Raw genomic sequence first — 3,081 nt, 5'->3', positions numbered from 1 at the left:
CTACTGATGATGTAGCGGTCGGCGTTTAGCGCTAGCACGTCGTTCATGCGGTCCACCTGCTCTGGGCGTGCGATACCAGTGCCTCGGCGCCCCTTGTTTCCCATCAGCGAGATCAGGCAGTTAGCCGTCAGGGGGAAGAGAATCATAGCCTCCTCTGAACCGAAGCCAACGTGGCTGTCGCCGAAACGGGATTCCAACACCACTGGCGAGTCTGAGGTCACGTACCGCGATTGAGGATCAATTGGTCTGATAATTTGCAGATCTCTGGGTATCAGTGAGTCGATGATTACCCGCCACAGGCGGAGGTTTTCCATCAGAGCCGATTGTGGATCCACTTCGATAACGTACTGCCCACCGCGAACAAACTTCACGAGCCCCTCTGCCTCCGCCAGCAGTTCGACTTGCGTGCGGTGCTCCCCCTTCTCGCGGTACATAGCAGCGAGCAGCTTCATCGTCCGCTCCACGGACTCGGTGGCGACCTGAGCTACGACATCAACGAAGCCGGCCTTCACTAGCTTCGCCTCTGTCATGGCGCCCGGTGTTCGTAACTCCGCGAAGGCGATGAAGCTTATCAAGAACTCCACATCGGTATCCGTGTAGCCCTTTGCCGCTTCGAATCGAGGGATCGCGTTCGCTAGCCCGGCTTCGACCTGCGAGAGCATCTCTTCAATTTCATAGCGCCGACGCCCTTGGTTGTCCTCGAAGGTGTATATATGCGTTTCTAGACCAGTATTCTCCACCGTCTGACGCCTCGTGATCCCGGTATGACGATCAAATACGGCTACTCCCCCATCGGTTGAGAAGCCCTTCTGGTACATGCGGGGGAGGTAGTGCTGTCTCTTGGGCCCCTGCAGTTTTGGCGTCGTCTTCATAGCGAATAAGGCTGGCTCCGCTTATAGATAATGGGTGGTGCCCATTAAATACATTCGGTGGCGCTCGTTATATCGGCAAGGTGGCGCTTTCAGCGGAGAATTGCTGGCTCCGCTTAAATCGCCAAGGTGGCTCCTTTACGGAGAATACTCAAGAAGGCTTCATTCACCTCTTGAAACGTGTTCGAGATAGTTCCGGCGCACGAAACACGAATCAAGAGGTTGCATCCTTATTTGTTTTTGGTCGGCGGCTTGCTGGGTTTAAGAGCCGGCGTATTGCCGGGAGTCGCTTTGTTATCGCGCCGACGTTGATCGGGCAGGCCAGTTGATTTAGCAATTGGCTTTGGACCAGGTTTAAGTGCCATTATTAATCTCCTTTAGATGTCGTAAAAGTTTTTCCAGAACAACAGGTGAAGATTGATTGGAATTGGCCGAACACCAGAAAAAGAACACCCAGAAAGAGCTGCGATTGCACTATCTGAGTCCCCTCATTGAGACGCCAAATTCACAGTTTTACATATTAGTGCTTTGCAAGCTCTACTGCAAACATGCTCTGAGATGGGATGCGGAACGTTACTTTATCCTAGGCAGCATGGAGCGCTTGGAAGAAGGAGAAATGTCTTTGGATTATTCGAGACATAGGCAAAGCAAGAATTCCTGCTTTGATTGGAACTAATTTTTCGTTGAAAACAGGCGCCAATCGAGGTGCTTGTCACCCTGAGAATTGTAGATAAAGATCTACTAACGCTATTAATACTTGCGACAGAGCTGCCAGTGCGGCCCAAACAGCTGCTTGTTTGTTTAACGTCGATTGTAATTCCACAGTAGGGAAAAAGTCTGTCCCGTCATTCGTAATAATTTGATTACCATAGAATGGAACGTTGTCGGGATCTGGATCTGCAGCAGCAATGCGGGCCACGGAAGAACGATACCAATACCAAGCGGAGAGAGCACCCAAAATGACGGTTGCAAGAGTCAGCGCGAGTTTGATTTTAAGAATCATAGTTTGGTCGGCTGTTTGAGTGATTAGATCCGCCAACTTAGTAGCAAGTCGCTAGATTTACTCGGGTAACGATTGAACTAGCTCCGCGATAGCCGATGCTTTCCATACTGTTCCGATATCTGAGTCGCTTCGGATTCTGCCGGAGTAAATTCCGATAAAGCGAGAGATTTCATATGAGTAGGTAGTTGTTCCGAATCCACCCTCTAAATGCGCGATCCCGGTGGCCCGATATGCAAAAACTGGGGATCCAGACTGACCAGGGCGAGTACGGCAATCTATCAGTATCTGGGGTACTCCATCGTAATCAAGATGTGGCTCGGATGCGAGGAATCCCGTTGCCCAGATTGGAAGTGAGCCAGGCCCCGTCAAGCCAAATGGAAATCCAATTACGCTCACCGGTTCGGCCGGTGCCATCTTGATGGGTACGCCCACCGAGGCCGGATCAATAGGATGGATTATTGCACCTAGGGTGTTGGTCACCTTCAGTGCGACAAAATCAGCCGTTTTTCCTAACTCCGGATGCTCAAACCAGAGCGGCTCATCGTTGGCCAAGAGCGGCTCCCGATGCGACACGAATTCGCCAGGGCTATCGGCCTTGTTGTAGCGGATGACGACATTATTGGGAATTCCAGCGCGCGCCGATAGACACGTCCCGGTATGCTGATCACATCCGGTGACGTTGTGGCGATTGGTTATCAAGTACATTCCATTTCGCCCGCGAGCAATAAACCCAGTGCCACTAGATAAGCACATCTCGCCAAAGTACATTTCGATGCGGAGTGATTGAAGCGACGGCGTTGCAATATCCATATTGTGTCTTTGGGTTTGATGATTTGTTCTTGTGGCCACCACGCGCCATCAAATTTCACTTGGGAATCTTCACCACCCAAACGGAATGCAGCATCTTCAAAGTCGGGTACGAAGAATTTATCATGCCTCTGATACAAGCCAATCGGGAATGCCCTTCGATTAGATGTAATGGCGCCTTCATATGTTCGCCTCCGCTTCTAGGCGCTATGACATGGGACGCGTCTTGCGCAACAATGATCGGAACGGGGAAGGTGCCGTGCCCCAGCATAAACCGGCCTAGCCGAGTTTGGGCGCGCGGCTTGTCGGTGACAAATTCTACTCCTTCTGCATCTAGCTCCTGAATCCATGTGAGGATATGATCGATGGCTAGTATTCGGTCGTTGGAGAAGGTCTCTAAGC

5 protein-coding genes are annotated in these 3,081 nt (G+C 51.3%); all 5 read right to left on the bottom strand.

Annotated features, from left to right (window positions below; translation table 11 throughout):
• A partial coding sequence (locus AKL28_RS23195; protein WP_050470652.1) for a DUF4238 domain-containing protein occupies positions 1-872 on the bottom strand: 872 nt, incomplete at its 3' end.
• A gap of 227 nt (positions 873-1,099) precedes the next feature.
• Positions 1,100-1,234: a hypothetical protein gene (locus AKL28_RS25340; protein ID WP_269432211.1), complete on the bottom strand. Its 135-nt coding sequence runs from the start codon at positions 1,232-1,234 to the stop codon at positions 1,100-1,102.
• A gap of 347 nt (positions 1,235-1,581) precedes the next feature.
• Positions 1,582-1,872, bottom strand: a complete 291-nt coding sequence (locus AKL28_RS24725) for a hypothetical protein (RefSeq protein ID WP_156226464.1) — start codon at positions 1,870-1,872, stop codon at positions 1,582-1,584.
• Positions 1,873-1,929: 57 nt separating this feature from the next.
• The gene (locus tag AKL28_RS24190; protein WP_082221650.1) at positions 1,930-2,682 is read right to left on the bottom strand and encodes a S1 family peptidase; all 753 of its coding nucleotides are present in this window, start codon (positions 2,680-2,682) and stop codon (positions 1,930-1,932) included.
• 55 nt (positions 2,683-2,737) lie between these two features.
• A partial coding sequence (locus AKL28_RS25195; RefSeq protein ID WP_231602662.1) for a hypothetical protein occupies positions 2,738-3,081 on the bottom strand: 344 nt, incomplete at its 5' end.

This window comes from Herbaspirillum chlorophenolicum, assembly GCF_001189955.1.
Taxonomy (GTDB): Bacteria; Pseudomonadota; Gammaproteobacteria; order Burkholderiales; family Burkholderiaceae_D; genus Herbaspirillum; species Herbaspirillum chlorophenolicum.
This window is presented reverse-complemented; position numbering and strand designations above follow the sequence as displayed.

Coding starts and splice junctions, on each gene's coding strand:
- AKL28_RS24190 (WP_082221650.1), bottom strand. CDS start 2,682: ATGGATATTGCAACGCCGTCGCTTCAATCACTCCGCATCGAAATGTAC.
- AKL28_RS25340 (WP_269432211.1), bottom strand. CDS start 1,234: ATGGCACTTAAACCTGGTCCAAAGCCAATTGCTAAATCAACTGGCCTG.
- AKL28_RS24725 (WP_156226464.1), bottom strand. CDS start 1,872: ATGATTCTTAAAATCAAACTCGCGCTGACTCTTGCAACCGTCATTTTG.